Here is a 15,461-nt window from a genome sequence, read left to right on the forward strand (position 1 = left end):
GACGACTTTGCGCCTGCGTTGCGTGCGAGCCCGCCGAGCGGGCCGGCAACGCGGAAGCTGCCCCGAACGCTTCCCCATTTGACGAAGAGGCCGCACGCATCAGCGGGCAGCCTCTTCCGGGGCGACAGTCGAAACCGTCTTTGTTACTGCTTGGTGGCGGCTACTTGAGCGGCAACTTCGGCAGCGAAGTCCACTTCGGCCTTCTCGATGCCTTCGCCCACTTCGTAACGAACGAAGGAAACGATTTCGGCGCCGGCCTGCTTGGCCAGATCGCCGACCTTCACTTCCGGGTTCTTCACGAAAGGCTGCTCGACCAGGCTCGCTTCGGCGAGGAACTTGCTGATGCGGCCCTTGACCATGTTCTCGACGATGTTCTCCGGCTTGCCGGCGATCTTGTCGGCGTTCAGCGCCAGGAAGATTTCCTTCTCTTTCGCGATCGCTTCTTCGGAAACTTCCGAAGCGCTCAGGAACTGCGGGTTGCTGGCGGCGACATGCATGGCGATGTCCTTGGCCAGTTCCGGGTTGCCGCCTTTCAGGTTGACCACGACACCGATGCGGTGGCCGTGCAGGTAGGCGCCGACCACGTCGCCCTCGACGCGGGTCAGGCGGCGGATGTTGACGTTCTCGCCGGTCTTGGCGACCAGGGCCAGACGAGCCTCCTCACGCGCTTCGACCAGCGGAGCGGCGTCGGTCAGCTTCTCGTTGAAGGCCTTTTCCAGGCTCTCGGCGACGAAGCCCTTGAAGTCGTCCTGGAGGGCCAGGAAGTCGGTCTGGGAGTTGACTTCGATGATCACGGCGGCCTTGTTGTCGGCAGCGATCTTGACGGCGATCGAGCCTTCGGCGGCAATGTTGCCGGCCTTCTTGGCAGCCTTGATCGCACCGGCAGCGCGCATGTCGTCGATGGCCTTCTCGATGTCGCCGCCAGCGGCGGTCAGCGCCTTCTTGCACTCCATCATGCCCAAGCCGGTACGCTCGCGCAGTTCTTTAACCATGGCTGCAGTAATTTCTGCCATTTCGAAATCCTCTTGAGTGGTAGCTCTCAAAAAACCTTTGTGCCCGGCCTGCCGGGCAGAAACTCAAAGGTGGCAAAAAGGGGGCCTAGCCCCCTTCCTGCGCACCGTCGGACGTCTGAACGTCCCGGAATCAGCCTTCGGCGGATTCGGCCGGCGCTTCCTCGACGAACTCGTCGGCGCTGGTGGCAGCGCCCTGCTTGCCGCGGATTACCGCTTCGGCCATCGAGTTCAGGTAGAGTTGCACGGCGCGGATGGCATCATCGTTACCGGGAATTACATAGTCGACGCCTTCCGGGCTGCTGTTGGTATCGACAACGCCGATGACCGGGATGCCCAGCTTGTTGGCTTCGGTGATGGCGATGCGCTCGTGGTCGACGTCGATCACGAACAGAGCGTCCGGCAGGCCGCCCATGTCCTTGATGCCGCCCAGGCTGCGCTCGAGCTTCTCGAGGTCACGGCTGCGCATCAGGGCTTCTTTCTTGGTCAGCTTGTCGAAGGTGCCGTCCTGGGACTGGGTTTCCAGGTCGCGCAGGCGCTTGATCGACTGACGGATGGTCTTGTAGTTGGTGAGCATGCCGCCCAGCCAGCGATGGTCGACGTACGGCATGCCGCAACGAGCGGCTTCCTCGCGAACGATCTTGCCAGCGGAACGCTTGGTGCCGACGAACAGGATCTTGTTCTTGCCAGCGGCCAGGCGCTCAACGAAGGTCAGGGCCTCGTTGAACATCGGCAGGGTCTTTTCGAGGTTGATGATATGGATCTTGTTGCGCGCGCCGAAAATGAACTTGCCCATTTTCGGGTTCCAGTAACGGGTCTGGTGGCCGAAGTGCACACCGGCCTTCAGCATATCGCGCATGTTGACTTGGGACATGATAGTTCCTCGATAAGTCGGGTTAGGCCTCCACGCATCCCAATGACCAACCCTTGCGGGCACCCAGGCCATCGTGTCGATGCATGTGTGGGTTTGTGCTCCGGAAAAGGCCGCAGCCTCGGAGCGGGGCGCTTTATACCATAACCGTGGACGCAGTGAAACCCGCCGCGGATGGCCGGGCGGGAGTAGATCGGTCGGTCAGGTCTGCTAGAATCGCGTATTCCTTATTATTCATGCGTGCTTGCACGCCCGAAGAGAATTCGCATGACCGTCACCATCAAGACGCCGGACGATATCGAGAAGATGCGCATCGCCGGCCGCCTGGCCGCCGAAGTGCTGGAAATGATCGGCGAACACATCAAGCCCGGCGTGACCACCGAGGAGCTGGACCGCATCTGCCACGACTATATCGTCAACGAGCAGAAGGCGATTCCCGCCCCGCTGAACTACAAGGGCTTTCCCAAGTCGATCTGCACCTCGATCAACCATGTGGTCTGCCATGGCATCCCCAACGAGAAGCCGCTGAAGGAAGGCGACATCCTCAACGTCGACATCACCGTCATCAAGGACGGCTACCACGGCGACACCAGCAAGATGTTCCTGGTCGGCAAGACCCCGGAATGGGCCGACCGCCTCTGCCAGATCACCCAGGAATGCATGTACAAGGGCATTTCCGTGGTGCGTCCGGGCGCGCACCTGGGCGATATCGGCGAAATCATCCAGAAGCACGCGGAAAAGAACGGCTTCTCGGTGGTCCGCGAATACTGCGGCCATGGCATCGGCAAGGTGTTCCACGAGGAGCCGCAGGTCCTCCACTACGGTCGTGCGGGTACCGGCATCGAGCTGAAGGAAGGCATGATCTTCACCATCGAGCCGATGATCAACCAGGGCCGCCCGGAGACCCGCCTGCTCGGCGACGGCTGGACCGCGATCACCAAGGACCGCAAGCTGTCCGCGCAATGGGAGCACACCGTGCTGGTCACCGCCGATGGCTACGAGATCCTCACCCTGCGCAACGACGAAACCTTCCCGCGCACCTCGGCCGCCTGATCCGGCCCGGCTTTTGCTGCCAGCCGTGCGCCTCGACGCCCCGCCCCATTCGGGCGGGGCCGACGCCCCGATTCGGCGCAGCGCGCGCACCAATACAGCGCAAAAACGCACCAAGACGGGGCGCTCGCGTATCGAACCCAACCGCTAGCAGATAAAGGAAGGCCGCATGCCGCAGGTGGATCCCGAATTGTTCGATCGCGGGCAGTTCCAGGCGGAACTGGCCTTGAAGTCCAGCCCGATCGCCGCCTTCAAGAAGGCCATCCGGCAATTCCGCGAAGTGCTCGACAACCGTTTCAACAGCGGCCGCGACATCCGCCGCCTGATCGAAGATCGCGCCTGGTGCGTCGACCAGATCCTGCAACAGGCCTGGCAGCGCTTCGACTGGGGAGACGACGCCGACATCACCCTGGTCGCCGTGGGCGGCTACGGCCGCGGCGAACTCCACCCCTACTCCGACGTCGACCTGCTGATCCTCCTCGACAGCGAGGACCAGGAGAGCTTCCGCGAACCGATCGAAGGCTTCCTCACCCTGCTCTGGGACATAGGCCTGGAAGTCGGCCAGAGCGTGCGCTCGGTGCAGCAGTGCGCGGAGGAAGCACGCGCCGACCTGACGGTGATCACCACCCTCATGGAGTGCCGCACCATCTGCGGCCCTGACAGCCTGCGCCAGCGCATGCTGCAGGTTACTGGCAGCGCGCACATGTGGCCGAGCAAGGAGTTCTTCCTGGCCAAACGCCACGAACAGCAGCGCCGCCACGCCAAGTACAACGACACCGAGTACAACCTCGAGCCCAACGTCAAGGGCTCCCCCGGCGGCCTGCGCGACATCCAGACCATCCTCTGGATGGCCCGCCGCCAGTTCGGCAGCCTCAACCTGCACGCCCTGGTGCGCGAAGGCTTCCTGGTGGAAAGCGAGTGCAGCATGCTGGCCTCCAGCCAGGAGTTCCTCTGGCGGGTCCGCTATGCCCTGCACATGCTCGCCGGGCGCGCCGAGGATCGCCTGCTGTTCGATCACCAGCGCAGCATCGCCCGTCTGTTCGGCTACGAAGACAACGACGTCAAGCTGGCGGTCGAACGCTTCATGCAGAAGTACTACCGGGTGGTGATGGCGATCTCCGAGCTGAACGACCTGATCATCCAGCACTTCGAGGAAGTCATCCTGCCCTGCGAGCAGCCGGTGCAGATCCAGCCGCTGAACAGTCGCTTCCAGTTGCGCGATGGCTACATCGAGGTGACGCACCCGAACGTCTTCAAGCGCACCCCGTTCGCCCTCCTGGAAATCTTCGTGCTGATGGCCCAGCACCCGGAAATCAAGGGCGTGCGCGCCGACACCATTCGCCTGCTGCGCGACAGCCGACACCTGATCGACGACGAGTTCCGCCACGACATCCGCAACACCAGCCTGTTCATCGAGCTGTTCAAGAGCAGCCAGGGTATCCACCGCAACCTGCGGCGGATGAACCGCTACGGCATCCTCGGCCGCTACCTGCCGGAGTTCGGCCATATCATCGGGCAGATGCAGCACGACCTGTTCCATATCTATACGGTGGACGCCCACACCCTCAACCTGATCAAGCACCTGCGCAAGCTGAATCGGCCGGAGATGGCCGAGAAATATCCGCTGGCGAGCAAGATCATCGATCGTCTGCCCAAGCCGGAACTGATCTACATCGCCGGTCTCTACCACGACATCGCCAAGGGCCGTGGCGGCGACCACTCGGAACTCGGTGCGGTGGACGCCGAGGCCTTCTGCCAGAGCCACCAGTTGCCGCCCTGGGACACCCAACTGGTGTCCTGGCTGGTGCAGAACCACCTGGTGATGTCGACCACCGCGCAACGCAAGGACCTCTCCGACCCGCAGGTGATCTTCGATTTCGCCCAACTGGTCGGCGACCAGACCCACCTCGACTACCTGTACGTGCTCACCGTGGCCGACATCAACGCCACCAACCCGACGCTCTGGAACTCCTGGCGCGCCAGCCTGCTCCGGCAGCTCTACACCGAGACCAAGCGCGCCCTGCGCCGCGGCCTGGAGAACCCGGTGGACCGCGAGGAGCAGATCCGCCAGACGCAGACCGCGGCCCTCGACCAACTGGTACGCAACGGCATCGACCAGGACGATGCAGAGCAGTTATGGAGCCAGCTCGGCGACGACTACTTCCTGCGCCACACCGCCGGCGACGTGGCCTGGCACACCGAGGCGATCCTCCAGCACCCGGACGACGGCACGCCGCTGGTGCTGATCAAGGAAACCACCCAGCGCGAGTTCGAGAGCGGTTCGCAGATCTTCATCTACGCCGCCGACCAGCACGATTTCTTCGCGGTCACCGTGGCCGCCATGGACCAGCTCAACCTGAGCATCCAGGACGCGCGGATCATCACCTCCACCAGCCAGTTCACCCTCGATACCTATATCGTGCTCGACGCCGACGGCGACTCCATCGGCAACAACCCGGAGCGCATCGCCGAGATCCGCGAGGGGCTTATCGACGCGCTGAAGAACCCCGACGACTACCCGACCATCATCCAGCGCCGGGTGCCGCGCCAGCTCAAGCACTTCGCCTTCGCCCCGCAAGTGACCATCTCCACCGACGCGCTGCGCCAGGTCTCGGTGCTCGAGGTCATCGCCCCCGACCGCCCAGGCCTGCTGGCGCGGATCGGCGGCATTTTCCTGGATTTCGACCTGTCGGTGCAGAACGCCAAGATCGCCACCCTCGGCGAGCGCGTGGAGGACGTCTTCTACATCACCGATGCGCGCAACCAGCCGCTCGCCGACCCCGACCTGTGCAAACGCCTGCAGGCCGCCCTGGTCGAGCAGCTGTCACAAGACAACGGACGGGACACCCTGCCTACCCGGATAAACTTCTGAGAAGCCTTGCCAACGCCATGAATACCGCACTCGACAACCTCCAGCCCTACCCCTTCGAGAAGCTCCGCGCCCTGCTCGGCGGCGCCCGGCCGCCCGCGACGCTGAAGCCGATCGCACTGTCCATCGGCGAGCCCAAGCACCGCTCGCCGAGCTTCGTCGCCGAAACCCTGGCGGAGAACCTGGACCAGCTCGCGGTCTACCCGACCACCCTCGGCCTGCCGGCCCTGCGCGAAGCCATCGCGCGCTGGTGCGAGCGGCGCTTCTCGGTACCGGCCGGCTGGCTGGATGCGGCGCGCCACGTACTGCCGGTGAACGGTACCCGCGAGGCGCTGTTCGCCTTCACCCAGACCGTGGTCCGCCGCAGCGAGCCCGGCGAGGCGCCCGGCCTGGTGGTCAGCCCGAACCCTTTCTACCAGATCTACGAAGGCGCGGCGCTGCTCGCCGGAGCCGTGCCGCACTACCTGCCCTGCCGCGAGGAAAACGGCTTCAACCCCGATTTCGACGCGATCGACGAGGCGACCTGGCAGCGCTGCCAGATTCTCTTCCTCTGCTCGCCGGGCAACCCCACCGGGGCCCTGGTACCGCTGGAGACCCTGAAGAAGCTGATCGCCCTGGCCGACCGCTACGACTTCGTGATCGCCGCCGACGAGTGCTACAGCGAACTCTACTTCGACGAAAACGCCCCGCCGCCCGGCCTGCTCAACGCTTGCGCCGAGCTGGGCCGCACGGACTTCAGCCGCTGCGTGGTGTTCCACAGCCTGTCCAAGCGCTCCAACCTGCCCGGCCTGCGCTCGGGCTTCGTCGCCGGCGACGCGGAGATCCTGAAGAAATTCCTCCTCTACCGCACCTACCACGGCTGCGCCATGCCGGTGCAGACCCAGTTGGCGAGCATCGCCGCCTGGAACGACGAGGTCCATGTGCGCGCCAACCGCAGCCTCTACCGCGAGAAATTCGACGCCGTGCTGGCGATCCTCGACGGCGTGCTCGACGTACAGCGCCCGGACGGCAGTTTCTACCTGTGGGCACGCACCCCGGTGGACGACACCGTATTCACCCGCGAACTGTTCGAGCAGCAGCACGTGACGGTGGTGCCGGGTTCCTACCTGTCGCGCGAGGTGGACGGCGAGAACCCCGGCGCCAACCGCGTGCGCATGGCCCTGGTGGCACCACTGGCCGAGTGCGTCGAAGCCGCCGAGCGCATCCGCGACTACCTGCGGGCGCGCTGAAGCCTGCGCGGAGAAACGAAAAGGGATCGCCGCGGCGATCCCTTTTTCGTTCACACCCAGCGGGCGAAGCGATTGGTCAGCCAGCTTTCCTGCTGGTCCAGCTCGCGCAGGATATCGCCCAGGGTCTCGTCGTCGATCTCGTTGTTACGCCGCTGCCGGTACAGTTCCAGGCGCTGCGCGCGCAACGCCTTCAGGCGCAAGGCCTTGTCGGCGATCTCCAGGGCTTGGGCCTGGTCGCGGGCCTCATCGGTGGTCGGTGCGGTATCCAGCGACTGGCGGTATTCAGCCATAATCTGCGCACGCGCCTCGGCGACCCGCGAAGTATTCGCCGCATCGTTGCCTTCCACCTGCGGCAGTTCCTCGCTCTCCAGGGCCCGGATCGCCGCCTCCGCGGTCTTGCGCCAGGCCTCGCGCCGCTCGCGCTCGTGGGCGCCATTGTTGCTCGCCGGCAGCCCGCGCAGCAGCAGCGGCAGGCCGATGGTCGCGCCGATCAGGGAAATCAGGATCACGCTGGTGGCGATGAAGATGATCAGGTCGCGCTGCGGGAAGGCGCTGCCATCCATCAGGCTCATCGGTACCGACAGCACCGCCGCCAGGGTCACCGCACCACGCACGCCGCTCAATGCACTGAGGGCGGAGAGACGGCGCAGGGAGATGCCGCTCAGCCCGGGCGGGCTCTTGCCGCGCCAGCGGTCGATGCGCAGCGACAACTTCCAGTAGCCATAGACCCAGCCGTAGCGGATCAGCATCAGCACGGCGGTGATCGCCGCCACGTAGGCCAGCAGCAGCGAGGAACGCCAGAGCAGGTCGCCGTGGTGGTTGGCCACCGACTTCATGATGTCCGGCAACTGCAGGCCGAGCAGCAGGAACACCACGCCGTTGAAGGCGAACTCCAGCATCGACCAGACGCTGCGGTTGAGCAGGCGCGTGGAAGTCTGCCGCGGCAGCAGGTCGACCCAGCTCTGCATCATGCCGGCCGCCACCGCCGAGAGAATCCCGGAGACGCCCAGGTGTTCCGCCACCATGTAGGAGGCGAACGGCAGCAACAGCATCAGTACCACGTGGGTCGCCGGGTCGTCCCAACCACGGGAGATCATCCAGGCGCGGATGCGGCCCAGCGACCAGCTGAGGAACACCCCGATGGCCAGGCCGCCGACCGCGACCAGGAGGAAGTTGAGGCTGGCGTCCACCAGCGAGAACACGCCGGTCATCGCCGCGGCGATGGCGAACTTGAATGCCACCAGGCCAGAGGCATCGTTCATCAGCGCCTCGCCCTCCAGCAGGTGCATCAGGCGCTTGGGCAGCCGCCCCTGGGTGATCGCCGAGACCGCCAGGGCGTCCGTGGGCGACAGCACGGCGGCGAGGGCGAAGGAAGCCGCCAGGGGAATTTCCGGGATCAGCAGGTGGATGAAATAGCCGGCGCCGACCACGGTGAAGAACACCAGGCCGAACGCCATCATCAGGATCGGCCAGCGCATCCGCCAGACTTCCCGCTTGGGAATGCGCCAGCCATCGACGAACAGCAGCGGCGGAATGAACAGGAAGAGGAACAGCTCCGGGTCGAGGGCAATGTGCAGCCCGAGGGACGGCAAGGCCAGCAGGGCCCCGGCGGCGATCTGGATCAGCGGTAGCGGCAAGGGCAGCAACTGGGCGGCCAGGCGGGTGGCGCCGACGACCAGCAGCAGGGTCAGAACGGTGTACACGGTTTGCATGAGGGCGGGGATCTCCGGCTTCGTCCCTGGACGATGCGACTGCGCCGATTGCACCATCGCGATCGGTAGGCAGCTATCCGACATTCGCACAATCCGTACGGTCTTTCCTAGCCCCGCCGCTCTACCCCGCGCGTCCGCCCCCTCCGCGGCGACGACCGGGGCGCCCGGCCAAGGTTCCCGCACTAGTACATCCGAGCTATTTCATAGCGGTGCGAGACGCTCCTACACTCCCCTTCAGTCCAGGCCCGCCGTAGCGTCGGCCAGGACGACGCCCCGAAGGAGTACGGGGTGCAGCGCCCACTCAGACAAAGGAATGCCGCCATGACAAGCAAGGGACTTACTTCCGCACTGCTGCTCGCCTCGATGTTCGCCGCCACCTCCGGCTGCCTCCAGCAGAACGCACTGACCCAGGGCTACCGCACCACCCAGCCCGGGCAACCCGGCCAGGCCCAGGTAGCCTCCGCCAACACCCCTTGCACCCCCAGCGCCACCAATGACCTGATCGCTACCGGTCGCAGCCTGCTGGACATCACCACCAACCTGATCAAGACCCGCAACCAGATGAGCGACGGCGGCAGCATCATGCGCGACGTCGACGACGTGCAGAAGGTCGGCAAGGGCCATGCCGTGCTGGACAGCGTCGAGAGCATGACCGGCGGTCCGCAGCAGCCCTGCGGCTAAGCGCACCACGACGATTCATCCCGGACAGCGAGCCCCCGCACGCTGTTCTCCCCCTGAGCCTCGCCTACCCGGCGGGGCTTTTTTTGTCCTGCGCCAAACAGCCGCCGCCCCGCATCAAGGAACTCGCCCATCACCCGGCCATGCAGACCAGGCCGCTTCGAGTCCCGTTCGTCACCTGTGCAAGGCGTCTGGAACGCGGCTATTGTCCGACGATCGAAGTGATGGCAATGTAGAATTACACCTTTGGATGTAGTCGTTTCGGGTAGGTCGCGAGATGGAACGAGCTTTTTCCCCTACCGCGGAATCGCGGAGCAGCGGCCCATGAGGCGCGCCGAGATGCTGTTGCTGAAGAGCCTGGCGGAAACACTGATGGCCGACCGGGACAACCGCCACGACGACTTGCAGGCGACCATGCGGCTGGCGCACCTGAGTTCGCCGGAGATGATCCTGTACATGGTCAACCGGGTGCTCGAGCTCGAAGAGAGCATCGAGCGGATCGCCGCGGTTCTCCAGAAACTCTCTGCGGACGAGCCGATGCCCCTAGAGGAAACGCCGCCCGAACCAGCCTTCGAACCGTCCCTGCAGTCCCGCGCCACCGAGACCGCGGAAACCTAGCGGCTGGCAGGCCGCTACACCAGCACCTGGCGAGTGCTGGCGATCAGCGCATGGACCTGTCGCTCCACCTGCTCCGCCACCGGCACTTCGGGCCCCCGCCCCTCCGGGCAGGGCAGGTTCGGCGTGGTGCCGAACAGCCGGCAGATCAGCGGACGTTCCTCATAGGCCTCGCAGCCGTTCGGTCCGAGATGGACGCAGTTCCACTCGGCCAGGGCGGCGTCGTGTTCGGCCTCGCTCTTCAGCGGCAGGCGGGCCATCTCTTCCGACGAGGCGGTAACCGGCCCGCAGCAATCGTGGCAGCCGGGCTTGCAGGCGAAGCCCGGTATCTGCAGGCGTAATTGGTCTATCTGGCGACCGATGCAACTCATGGGAAATCTCCTCGGCGGGGGAAGGATTGTACAGCGCGGACCGGAGCATTCCGAAAGTACCGGTAAGGATGCTCTCCAGCGAGCCGAATCGACCTGTTCAACCTGCGCTCTCTCCGTTCCCGGCCAGGGAAACAGCCCGGCTCCCTGTCCGCCCGCCCGTCCACGGCTATCTGCCGTCACGCCGCTCCCGAGCGCGGTAGCCCCGAGACCGCACAGGGGCGGAACGACGTGGCATAATCCGGCGATCACCTTTCGGCGACCTATCGGCAGGGCCCGGGAAGACCCGGGCCTCGGGAGAAGCAATGACCTACGTTCTCTACGGCATCAAAGCCTGCGACACCATGAAGAAGGCTCGGACCTGGCTCGACGAGCACAAGGTCGCCTACGACTTCCACGACTACAAGGCCGTCGGCATCGACCGCGAACACCTGCAGCGCTGGTGCGCGGAGCACGGCTGGCAGACCGTCCTCAACCGCGCCGGCACTACCTTCCGCAAGCTCGACGAAGCGCAGAAGGCCGATCTCGACGAAGCCAAGGCGATCGAGCTGATGCTGGCCCAGCCGTCGATGATCAAGCGCCCGGTGCTGGAACTGGGCAGCAGGACGCTGGTCGGCTTCAAGCCCGACGCCTACGCCGCCGCGCTGGCCTGAACGGGAGGCCGCATGAGCATCGCCTGGGCCCTGTTCGTACCCGCCTGCTTCGCCCTCAACCTGGCGCCGGGGCCGAACAACCTGCTGTCGCTGAACAACGCCGCGCGGCACGGTTTCGCCACCGCCTCGCTGGCCGGCGGCGGGCGCCTGCTGGCATTCGCCGGCATGCTCGCCCTGGCCGCCTCCGGGCTGGCGCTGGTGCTGCACACCTCGGCCTGGCTGTTCCTGGCGATCAAACTGCTCGGCGCTGCCTACCTGTTGTGGCTTGCGGTGCAATTGTGGCGGGCCGATGCGCAGCCACTGGCGAACGAAGCCAGCCCGGCGCGTCCCAGCCTCTGGCGCCTGGGGCGCCAGGAGTTCCTGGTGGCGGCGGGCAACCCGAAAGCGATCCTGATCTTCACCGCCTTCCTGCCGCAGTTCGTCGATCCCGGCCAACCGCTGGGCGCCCAGTTCGCCCAGCTCGGCGCGGCATTCCTGCTGCTCGAATGGCTGGCCATCGCTCTTTATTCCTATGCCGGGCTCCACCTCGGCCGGCTGCTCGCCGGCCAGCGGGCCCGGCGTCTGTTCAACCGCGGTTGCGCCGCGCTGCTCGGCAGCGCGGGACTGGGCCTGCTGCTCAGCCGCCGTCCGGCCTGACCGTTCCACTCCGTTTCGAGGAAACCCACATGTCGCAATCCCTGTTCAGCCTGGCCTTCGGCGTCGGCACCCAGAACCGCCAGGAAGCCTGGCTGGAAGTGTTCTACGCGCTGCCGCTGCTCAAGCCTTCGAGCGAAATCGTCGCTGCCGTCGCACCGATCCTTGGCTACGCAGCCGGCAACCAGGCGCTGACCTTCACTTCGCAGCAGGCCTACCAGCTGGCCGACGCCCTGAAGGGTATCGACGCCGCTCAGTCGGCCCTGCTCTCGCGCCTGGCGGAAAGCCAGAAGCCGCTGGTCGCCACCCTGTTGGCGGAAGACGCCGCGCCGTCCTCCACCCCGGAGGCCTACCTCAAGCTGCACCTGCTCTCCCACCGCTTGGTCAAACCGCACGCTGTGAACCTGAGCGGCATCTTCCCGCTCCTGCCGAACGTGGCCTGGACCAACATCGGCGCGGTGGACCTGGCCGAACTGGCCGAACTGCAACTGGAAGCGCGACTGAAGGGCAAGCTGCTGGAAGTCTTCTCCGTCGACAAGTTCCCGAAGATGACCGACTACGTGGTCCCGGCCGGCGTACGCATCGCCGACACCGCCCGCGTGCGTCTGGGCGCCTACATCGGTGAAGGCACCACGGTGATGCACGAAGGTTTCGTCAACTTCAACGCCGGCACCGAAGGCCCGGGCATGATCGAAGGTCGCGTATCCGCCGGCGTGTTCGTCGGCAAGGGGTCGGACCTGGGCGGCGGCTGCTCGACCATGGGCACCCTTTCCGGTGGCGGCAACATCGTCATCAGCGTCGGCGAAGGCTGCCTGATCGGCGCCAACGCCGGCATCGGCATCCCGCTGGGCGATCGCAACATCGTCGAGGCCGGCCTGTACATCACCGCCGGCACCAAGGTCGCCCTGCTCGACGAGCAGAACGCTCTGGTGAAAGTGGTCAAGGCCCGCGACCTGGCCGGTCAGCCCGACCTGCTGTTCCGCCGCAACTCGCAGAACGGTGCGGTGGAGTGCAAGACCAACAAGACCGCCATCGAGCTGAACGAAGCGCTGCACGCGCACAACTGAGCCCAGCTCGCCTCCCCGCTCGCCCGACGGCGCTCGCCAGCGCCGCCGGGTGCGCTACCCTTTCCCCTGTAACCGTCCTCGCACAGTGTCCGCCATGTCCCTGCCGTCTCCCTGGCGCGCCGACTTTCCGGCCTTTTCCGCCTTCGCCGCGGAAGGCCTGACCTACCTCGACAGCGCCGCCACCGCCCAGAAGCCACAGGCCGTACTCGACGCCCTGAACGGCTACTACCTCGGCGGCGCCGCCAACGTCCACCGCGCCCAACATGTCCCCGGCGAGCGCGCCACCCGGGCCTTCGAGGCCGCGCGCAGCCGCGTCGCCCACTGGCTGCACGCCGGCAACCCGGCCGAGGTGCTGTTCACCCGCGGCACCACAGAGGCGATCAACCTGGTGGCCTATGGCCTGGAGCGGCATTTCCGGCCTGGCGACGAACTGCTGGTCAGTGCCCTGGAACACCATGCCAACCTGCTTCCCTGGCAGCAGTTGGCCCTGCGCCGCGGCCTGGTCCTGCGCGTATTGCCGCTGGACGAGCGCGGGGTGATCGACCTGGAGCAGGCTCGCCATATCATCGGCGAGCGTACCCGCCTGCTGGCGATCAGCCAGTTGTCCAACGTTCTCGGCACCTGGCAACCAGTGGTGGAGTTGATCCAGCTGGCCCGCGAGCGCGGTGCCTGGACCCTGGTGGACGGCGCCCAGGGCAGCGTCCACGGACGCCACGACCTGCCGGGCCTGGGCTGCGACTTCTACGCATTCTCCGGCCACAAGCTCTACGGCCCCGACGGCATCGGCGTGCTCTGGGGTCGCCCACAGGCCCTGGAGCAACTGGCGCACTGGCAGTTCGGCGGCGAGATGGTACGCCACACCGGCTTCCACGAAGCCAGCTTCCATGCCGCTCCGCTCGGCTTCGAGGCGGGCACCCCGGCGGTTTCCGCGGCGATCGGCCTGGGCGCGACCATCGACTGGCTGGCCACCCTGGACGAAGCCGAAGTCGCCGCCCACGAAGGCGCCCTCCACGCCCGCCTGCTCGCCGGCCTGCTGGCGCGCGACGGCGTCAGCCTGCTCGGCGAACCGCAGGCAGCGCTGGCCAGCTTCTGCGTCGACGGCGTGCACGTCGCCGATCTCGCCCACCTGCTCGGCGAACAGGGCATCGCGGTGCGCGCCGGCCACCATTGCGCGATGCCGCTGCTGCAACGCCTCGAGGTACCCGGCGCCCTGCGTGTCTCGCTGGGCTTGTACAACGATGCCGACGACCTGGAGCGCTTCTTCCTGGCTCTCGACCGCTCACTGGAGTTGCTGCGATGAACCCGGTTCTCCCCGAACAGGCCCAGGAGGCACTGGACGCCTTCGGTCACACCGCCAGTTGGGAACAGCGTGCGCGTCTGCTGCTGCAATGGGGCGAGCGCCTGGCGCCGCTCGCGGAACACGAACGCCAGGAAGAGCATCGCGTGCACGGTTGCGAAAGCCTGGTCTGGCTGCTCGGCGAGCAGCGCGACGGCCACTGGCGCTTCCGTGCCGACAGCGACGCGCGCCTGATCCGCGGCCTGCTGGCGGTGCTGCTGGCACGGGTCGACGGCATCGAGACCCGCGAACTGGCGCGCCTGGACCTCAACGACTGGTTCACCTGCCTGGGTCTTTCCCGCCAACTGTCGCCCTCGCGCAGCAACGGCCTGAACGCCGTGCTGCAACGCATGCGCGAACTGGCCGGCCAGACCGCCGGCTGAGCCCGCTCAGCGCGCCAGCAGCTCCGGCAGGTGCCGGGCCAGGGCGCGGTAGCGGTCCTCTTCGATCCGATAGGCCCAGTCAGGATGGGCGGCGACCTCGCCCTCGGCGAAGCCCTCGACGCTCTTCGGCAACAACCAGTATTGCTCGCCCTGGCGCCGAATCTCGCCATCCAGGCGCGCGCCGGAAAACGTCCGCAGGCTGAACACCAGGAGCAATGGCGCCTGTCTGAATCCCACCTGCGCCAGCGGCGCTACATCGGCGAAACGCAGGTCGGCGAACAGCGTCGCCGCGCCGTTGGCCGCTGCCTCATAGGCCAGCTTGCGCCCTGTGGGCAATTGCCGAACCTGCAGGTTCGGCTGCCCGGCGTCGTCGCGATAGAGATCCAGGCGTTCGCCCTTCGGATAGCGCAGTTGCAGTTCGCGCACCCGGGCGAAGGGCAGCGTGGCGATCCGCCGGTCGAGCCACTCCAGCTCGTTGTTCGGCAACGGCAGCCGCTTGTCGATCAGCCAGGCCTGCGGGTCGCCCAATCGTCGTACGAAGCTACCGCCATGCTGCGCATCCTTGCCCACCAGCAGCACCAGAGACTCGCCGGACTGCCAATGCAGGCTCAGGCGTAGCGCCTGCCCCTCGCCACGCTCCGCCAGGCCAAGCAGCGCGTGGTTCTTCGGGTTGGCGCTCTTCGCCTCGACCTTGCGCGCCTCTGCCAACGCCTCGAGCAGCGCCGACAAGCGTAGCCGGTCGGCCGGATAGTCGGCCTTGGCCGGCAGGACCCACGCGCCCGCACGCCGCTCGACCCGGATATCCGGCGAACCGTCGGCAAACTGCATGTGCAGACCACTCAGCGTCGCGCTGTCCAGTTCCGGCAGCCAGCGCTCTGCCGCCGGCAAGGCAGGTACCTCGGCTGCGCGCTCGCGCTGCAGCCAGGCGAAGGTTCCGGCCAGCGCCGCCACCAGCGCCAGCAGGACGATCAGCGTATTGCGCCGCAT

General features: G+C 66.2%; 15 protein-coding genes. 10 read left to right on the plus strand and 5 right to left on the minus strand.

Features of this window, described 5'->3' with window-relative positions:
• Positions 1-143 precede the first annotated feature (143 nt).
• Both tsf and rpsB read right to left on the minus strand, forming a co-directional pair.
• Complete coding sequence (tsf, locus tag HMPREF2581_RS01260; RefSeq protein ID WP_003092393.1) at positions 144-1,013, minus strand: translation elongation factor Ts; 870 nt, start codon at positions 1,011-1,013, stop codon at positions 144-146.
• A 130-nt stretch (positions 1,014-1,143) separates the two neighbouring features.
• Positions 1,144-1,884 (minus strand): 30S ribosomal protein S2, encoded by a 741-nt coding sequence (gene rpsB / locus HMPREF2581_RS01265; RefSeq protein WP_003092394.1) that lies wholly within the window; start codon positions 1,882-1,884, stop codon positions 1,144-1,146.
• A 264-nt stretch (positions 1,885-2,148) separates the two neighbouring features.
• Here rpsB and map point away from each other — a divergent pair, with 264 nt between their 5' ends.
• The 3 genes from map to dapC all read left to right on the plus strand — a co-directional run bounded on the left by map (position 2,149) and on the right by dapC (position 7,029).
• Positions 2,149-2,934: a type I methionyl aminopeptidase gene (gene map, locus HMPREF2581_RS01270; protein ID WP_003092395.1), complete on the plus strand. Its 786-nt coding sequence runs from the start codon at positions 2,149-2,151 to the stop codon at positions 2,932-2,934.
• Between the two features lie 166 nt (positions 2,935-3,100).
• Positions 3,101-5,803 (plus strand): [protein-PII] uridylyltransferase, encoded by a 2,703-nt coding sequence (locus tag HMPREF2581_RS01275; protein ID WP_003138013.1) that lies wholly within the window; start codon positions 3,101-3,103, stop codon positions 5,801-5,803.
• Positions 5,804-5,820: 17 nt separating this feature from the next.
• Positions 5,821-7,029, plus strand: coding sequence for a succinyldiaminopimelate transaminase (gene dapC / locus HMPREF2581_RS01280; RefSeq protein WP_003138011.1), 1,209 nt, complete (start codon positions 5,821-5,823; stop codon positions 7,027-7,029).
• A 50-nt stretch (positions 7,030-7,079) separates the two neighbouring features.
• Here the strand turns inward: dapC and HMPREF2581_RS01285 are convergent, their stop codons facing one another.
• The gene (locus HMPREF2581_RS01285; RefSeq protein WP_003109341.1) at positions 7,080-8,825 is read right to left on the minus strand and encodes a Na+/H+ antiporter; all 1,746 of its coding nucleotides are present in this window, start codon (positions 8,823-8,825) and stop codon (positions 7,080-7,082) included.
• A 237-nt stretch (positions 8,826-9,062) separates the two neighbouring features.
• Between HMPREF2581_RS01285 and HMPREF2581_RS01290 the strand changes: the two genes are divergently transcribed.
• Together HMPREF2581_RS01290 and HMPREF2581_RS01295 are read left to right on the plus strand one after the other, a co-directional pair.
• Entirely contained in the window at positions 9,063-9,422 is a 360-nt protein-coding gene (locus HMPREF2581_RS01290; protein WP_003092416.1) for a hypothetical protein, read from the plus strand.
• Positions 9,423-9,743: 321 nt separating this feature from the next.
• Entirely contained in the window at positions 9,744-10,037 is a 294-nt protein-coding gene (locus HMPREF2581_RS01295; protein WP_003138008.1) for a hypothetical protein, read from the plus strand.
• 14 nt (positions 10,038-10,051) lie between these two features.
• On the opposite strand, the gene HMPREF2581_RS01300 is transcribed toward HMPREF2581_RS01295, so the two are convergent.
• Positions 10,052-10,405: a YkgJ family cysteine cluster protein gene (locus HMPREF2581_RS01300; protein ID WP_003092421.1), complete on the minus strand. Its 354-nt coding sequence runs from the start codon at positions 10,403-10,405 to the stop codon at positions 10,052-10,054.
• 302 nt (positions 10,406-10,707) lie between these two features.
• On the opposite strand from HMPREF2581_RS01300, the gene HMPREF2581_RS01305 reads away from it, so the two are divergent.
• The 5 genes from HMPREF2581_RS01305 to HMPREF2581_RS01325 all read left to right on the plus strand — a co-directional run bounded on the left by HMPREF2581_RS01305 (position 10,708) and on the right by HMPREF2581_RS01325 (position 14,474).
• Positions 10,708-11,055 carry an ArsC family reductase gene (locus HMPREF2581_RS01305; protein ID WP_003092424.1) on the plus strand — a complete coding sequence of 116 codons (348 nt, stop codon included), beginning with the start codon at positions 10,708-10,710 and terminating at the stop codon, positions 11,053-11,055.
• 12 nt (positions 11,056-11,067) lie between these two features.
• Positions 11,068-11,691, plus strand: coding sequence for a LysE family translocator (locus HMPREF2581_RS01310; RefSeq protein ID WP_003109344.1), 624 nt, complete (start codon positions 11,068-11,070; stop codon positions 11,689-11,691).
• 29 nt (positions 11,692-11,720) lie between these two features.
• Positions 11,721-12,755, plus strand: coding sequence for a 2,3,4,5-tetrahydropyridine-2,6-dicarboxylate N-succinyltransferase (dapD, locus tag HMPREF2581_RS01315; protein WP_003092431.1), 1,035 nt, complete (start codon positions 11,721-11,723; stop codon positions 12,753-12,755).
• 94 nt (positions 12,756-12,849) lie between these two features.
• Complete coding sequence (locus HMPREF2581_RS01320; protein WP_003098634.1) at positions 12,850-14,055, plus strand: cysteine desulfurase; 1,206 nt, start codon at positions 12,850-12,852, stop codon at positions 14,053-14,055.
• The gene (locus tag HMPREF2581_RS01325) at positions 14,052-14,474 is read left to right on the plus strand and encodes a SufE family protein (RefSeq protein ID WP_003092439.1); all 423 of its coding nucleotides are present in this window, start codon (positions 14,052-14,054) and stop codon (positions 14,472-14,474) included. Before HMPREF2581_RS01320 ends, HMPREF2581_RS01325 begins: the two co-directional genes overlap by 4 nt.
• A 6-nt stretch (positions 14,475-14,480) precedes the next feature.
• On the opposite strand, the gene HMPREF2581_RS01330 is transcribed toward HMPREF2581_RS01325, so the two are convergent.
• Positions 14,481-15,461, minus strand: coding sequence for a DUF4340 domain-containing protein (locus tag HMPREF2581_RS01330; RefSeq protein ID WP_003138004.1), 981 nt, complete (start codon positions 15,459-15,461; stop codon positions 14,481-14,483).

This window comes from Pseudomonas sp. HMSC057H01 (assembly GCF_001836405.1).
Lineage (GTDB): Bacteria > Pseudomonadota > Gammaproteobacteria > Pseudomonadales > Pseudomonadaceae > Pseudomonas > Pseudomonas aeruginosa.

What these genes read in the sequence shown, in the direction of transcription:
- tsf (WP_003092393.1), bottom strand. Translation starts at nt 1,013, where the DNA reads ATGGCAGAAATTACTGCAGCCATGGTTAAAGAACTGCGCGAGCGTACC.
- rpsB (WP_003092394.1), bottom strand. Translation starts at nt 1,884, where the DNA reads ATGTCCCAAGTCAACATGCGCGATATGCTGAAGGCCGGTGTGCACTTC.
- map (WP_003092395.1), top strand. Translation starts at nt 2,149, where the DNA reads ATGACCGTCACCATCAAGACGCCGGACGATATCGAGAAGATGCGCATC.
- HMPREF2581_RS01275 (WP_003138013.1), top strand. Translation starts at nt 3,101, where the DNA reads ATGCCGCAGGTGGATCCCGAATTGTTCGATCGCGGGCAGTTCCAGGCG.
- dapC (WP_003138011.1), top strand. Translation starts at nt 5,821, where the DNA reads ATGAATACCGCACTCGACAACCTCCAGCCCTACCCCTTCGAGAAGCTC.
- HMPREF2581_RS01285 (WP_003109341.1), bottom strand. Translation starts at nt 8,825, where the DNA reads ATGTCGGATAGCTGCCTACCGATCGCGATGGTGCAATCGGCGCAGTCG.
- HMPREF2581_RS01290 (WP_003092416.1), top strand. Translation starts at nt 9,063, where the DNA reads ATGACAAGCAAGGGACTTACTTCCGCACTGCTGCTCGCCTCGATGTTC.
- HMPREF2581_RS01295 (WP_003138008.1), top strand. Translation starts at nt 9,744, where the DNA reads ATGAGGCGCGCCGAGATGCTGTTGCTGAAGAGCCTGGCGGAAACACTG.
- HMPREF2581_RS01300 (WP_003092421.1), bottom strand. Translation starts at nt 10,405, where the DNA reads ATGAGTTGCATCGGTCGCCAGATAGACCAATTACGCCTGCAGATACCG.
- HMPREF2581_RS01305 (WP_003092424.1), top strand. Translation starts at nt 10,708, where the DNA reads ATGACCTACGTTCTCTACGGCATCAAAGCCTGCGACACCATGAAGAAG.
- HMPREF2581_RS01310 (WP_003109344.1), top strand. Translation starts at nt 11,068, where the DNA reads ATGAGCATCGCCTGGGCCCTGTTCGTACCCGCCTGCTTCGCCCTCAAC.
- dapD (WP_003092431.1), top strand. Translation starts at nt 11,721, where the DNA reads ATGTCGCAATCCCTGTTCAGCCTGGCCTTCGGCGTCGGCACCCAGAAC.
- HMPREF2581_RS01320 (WP_003098634.1), top strand. Translation starts at nt 12,850, where the DNA reads ATGTCCCTGCCGTCTCCCTGGCGCGCCGACTTTCCGGCCTTTTCCGCC.
- HMPREF2581_RS01325 (WP_003092439.1), top strand. Translation starts at nt 14,052, where the DNA reads ATGAACCCGGTTCTCCCCGAACAGGCCCAGGAGGCACTGGACGCCTTC.
- HMPREF2581_RS01330 (WP_003138004.1), bottom strand. Translation starts at nt 15,461, where the DNA reads ATGCGGCGCAATACGCTGATCGTCCTGCTGGCGCTGGTGGCGGCGCTG.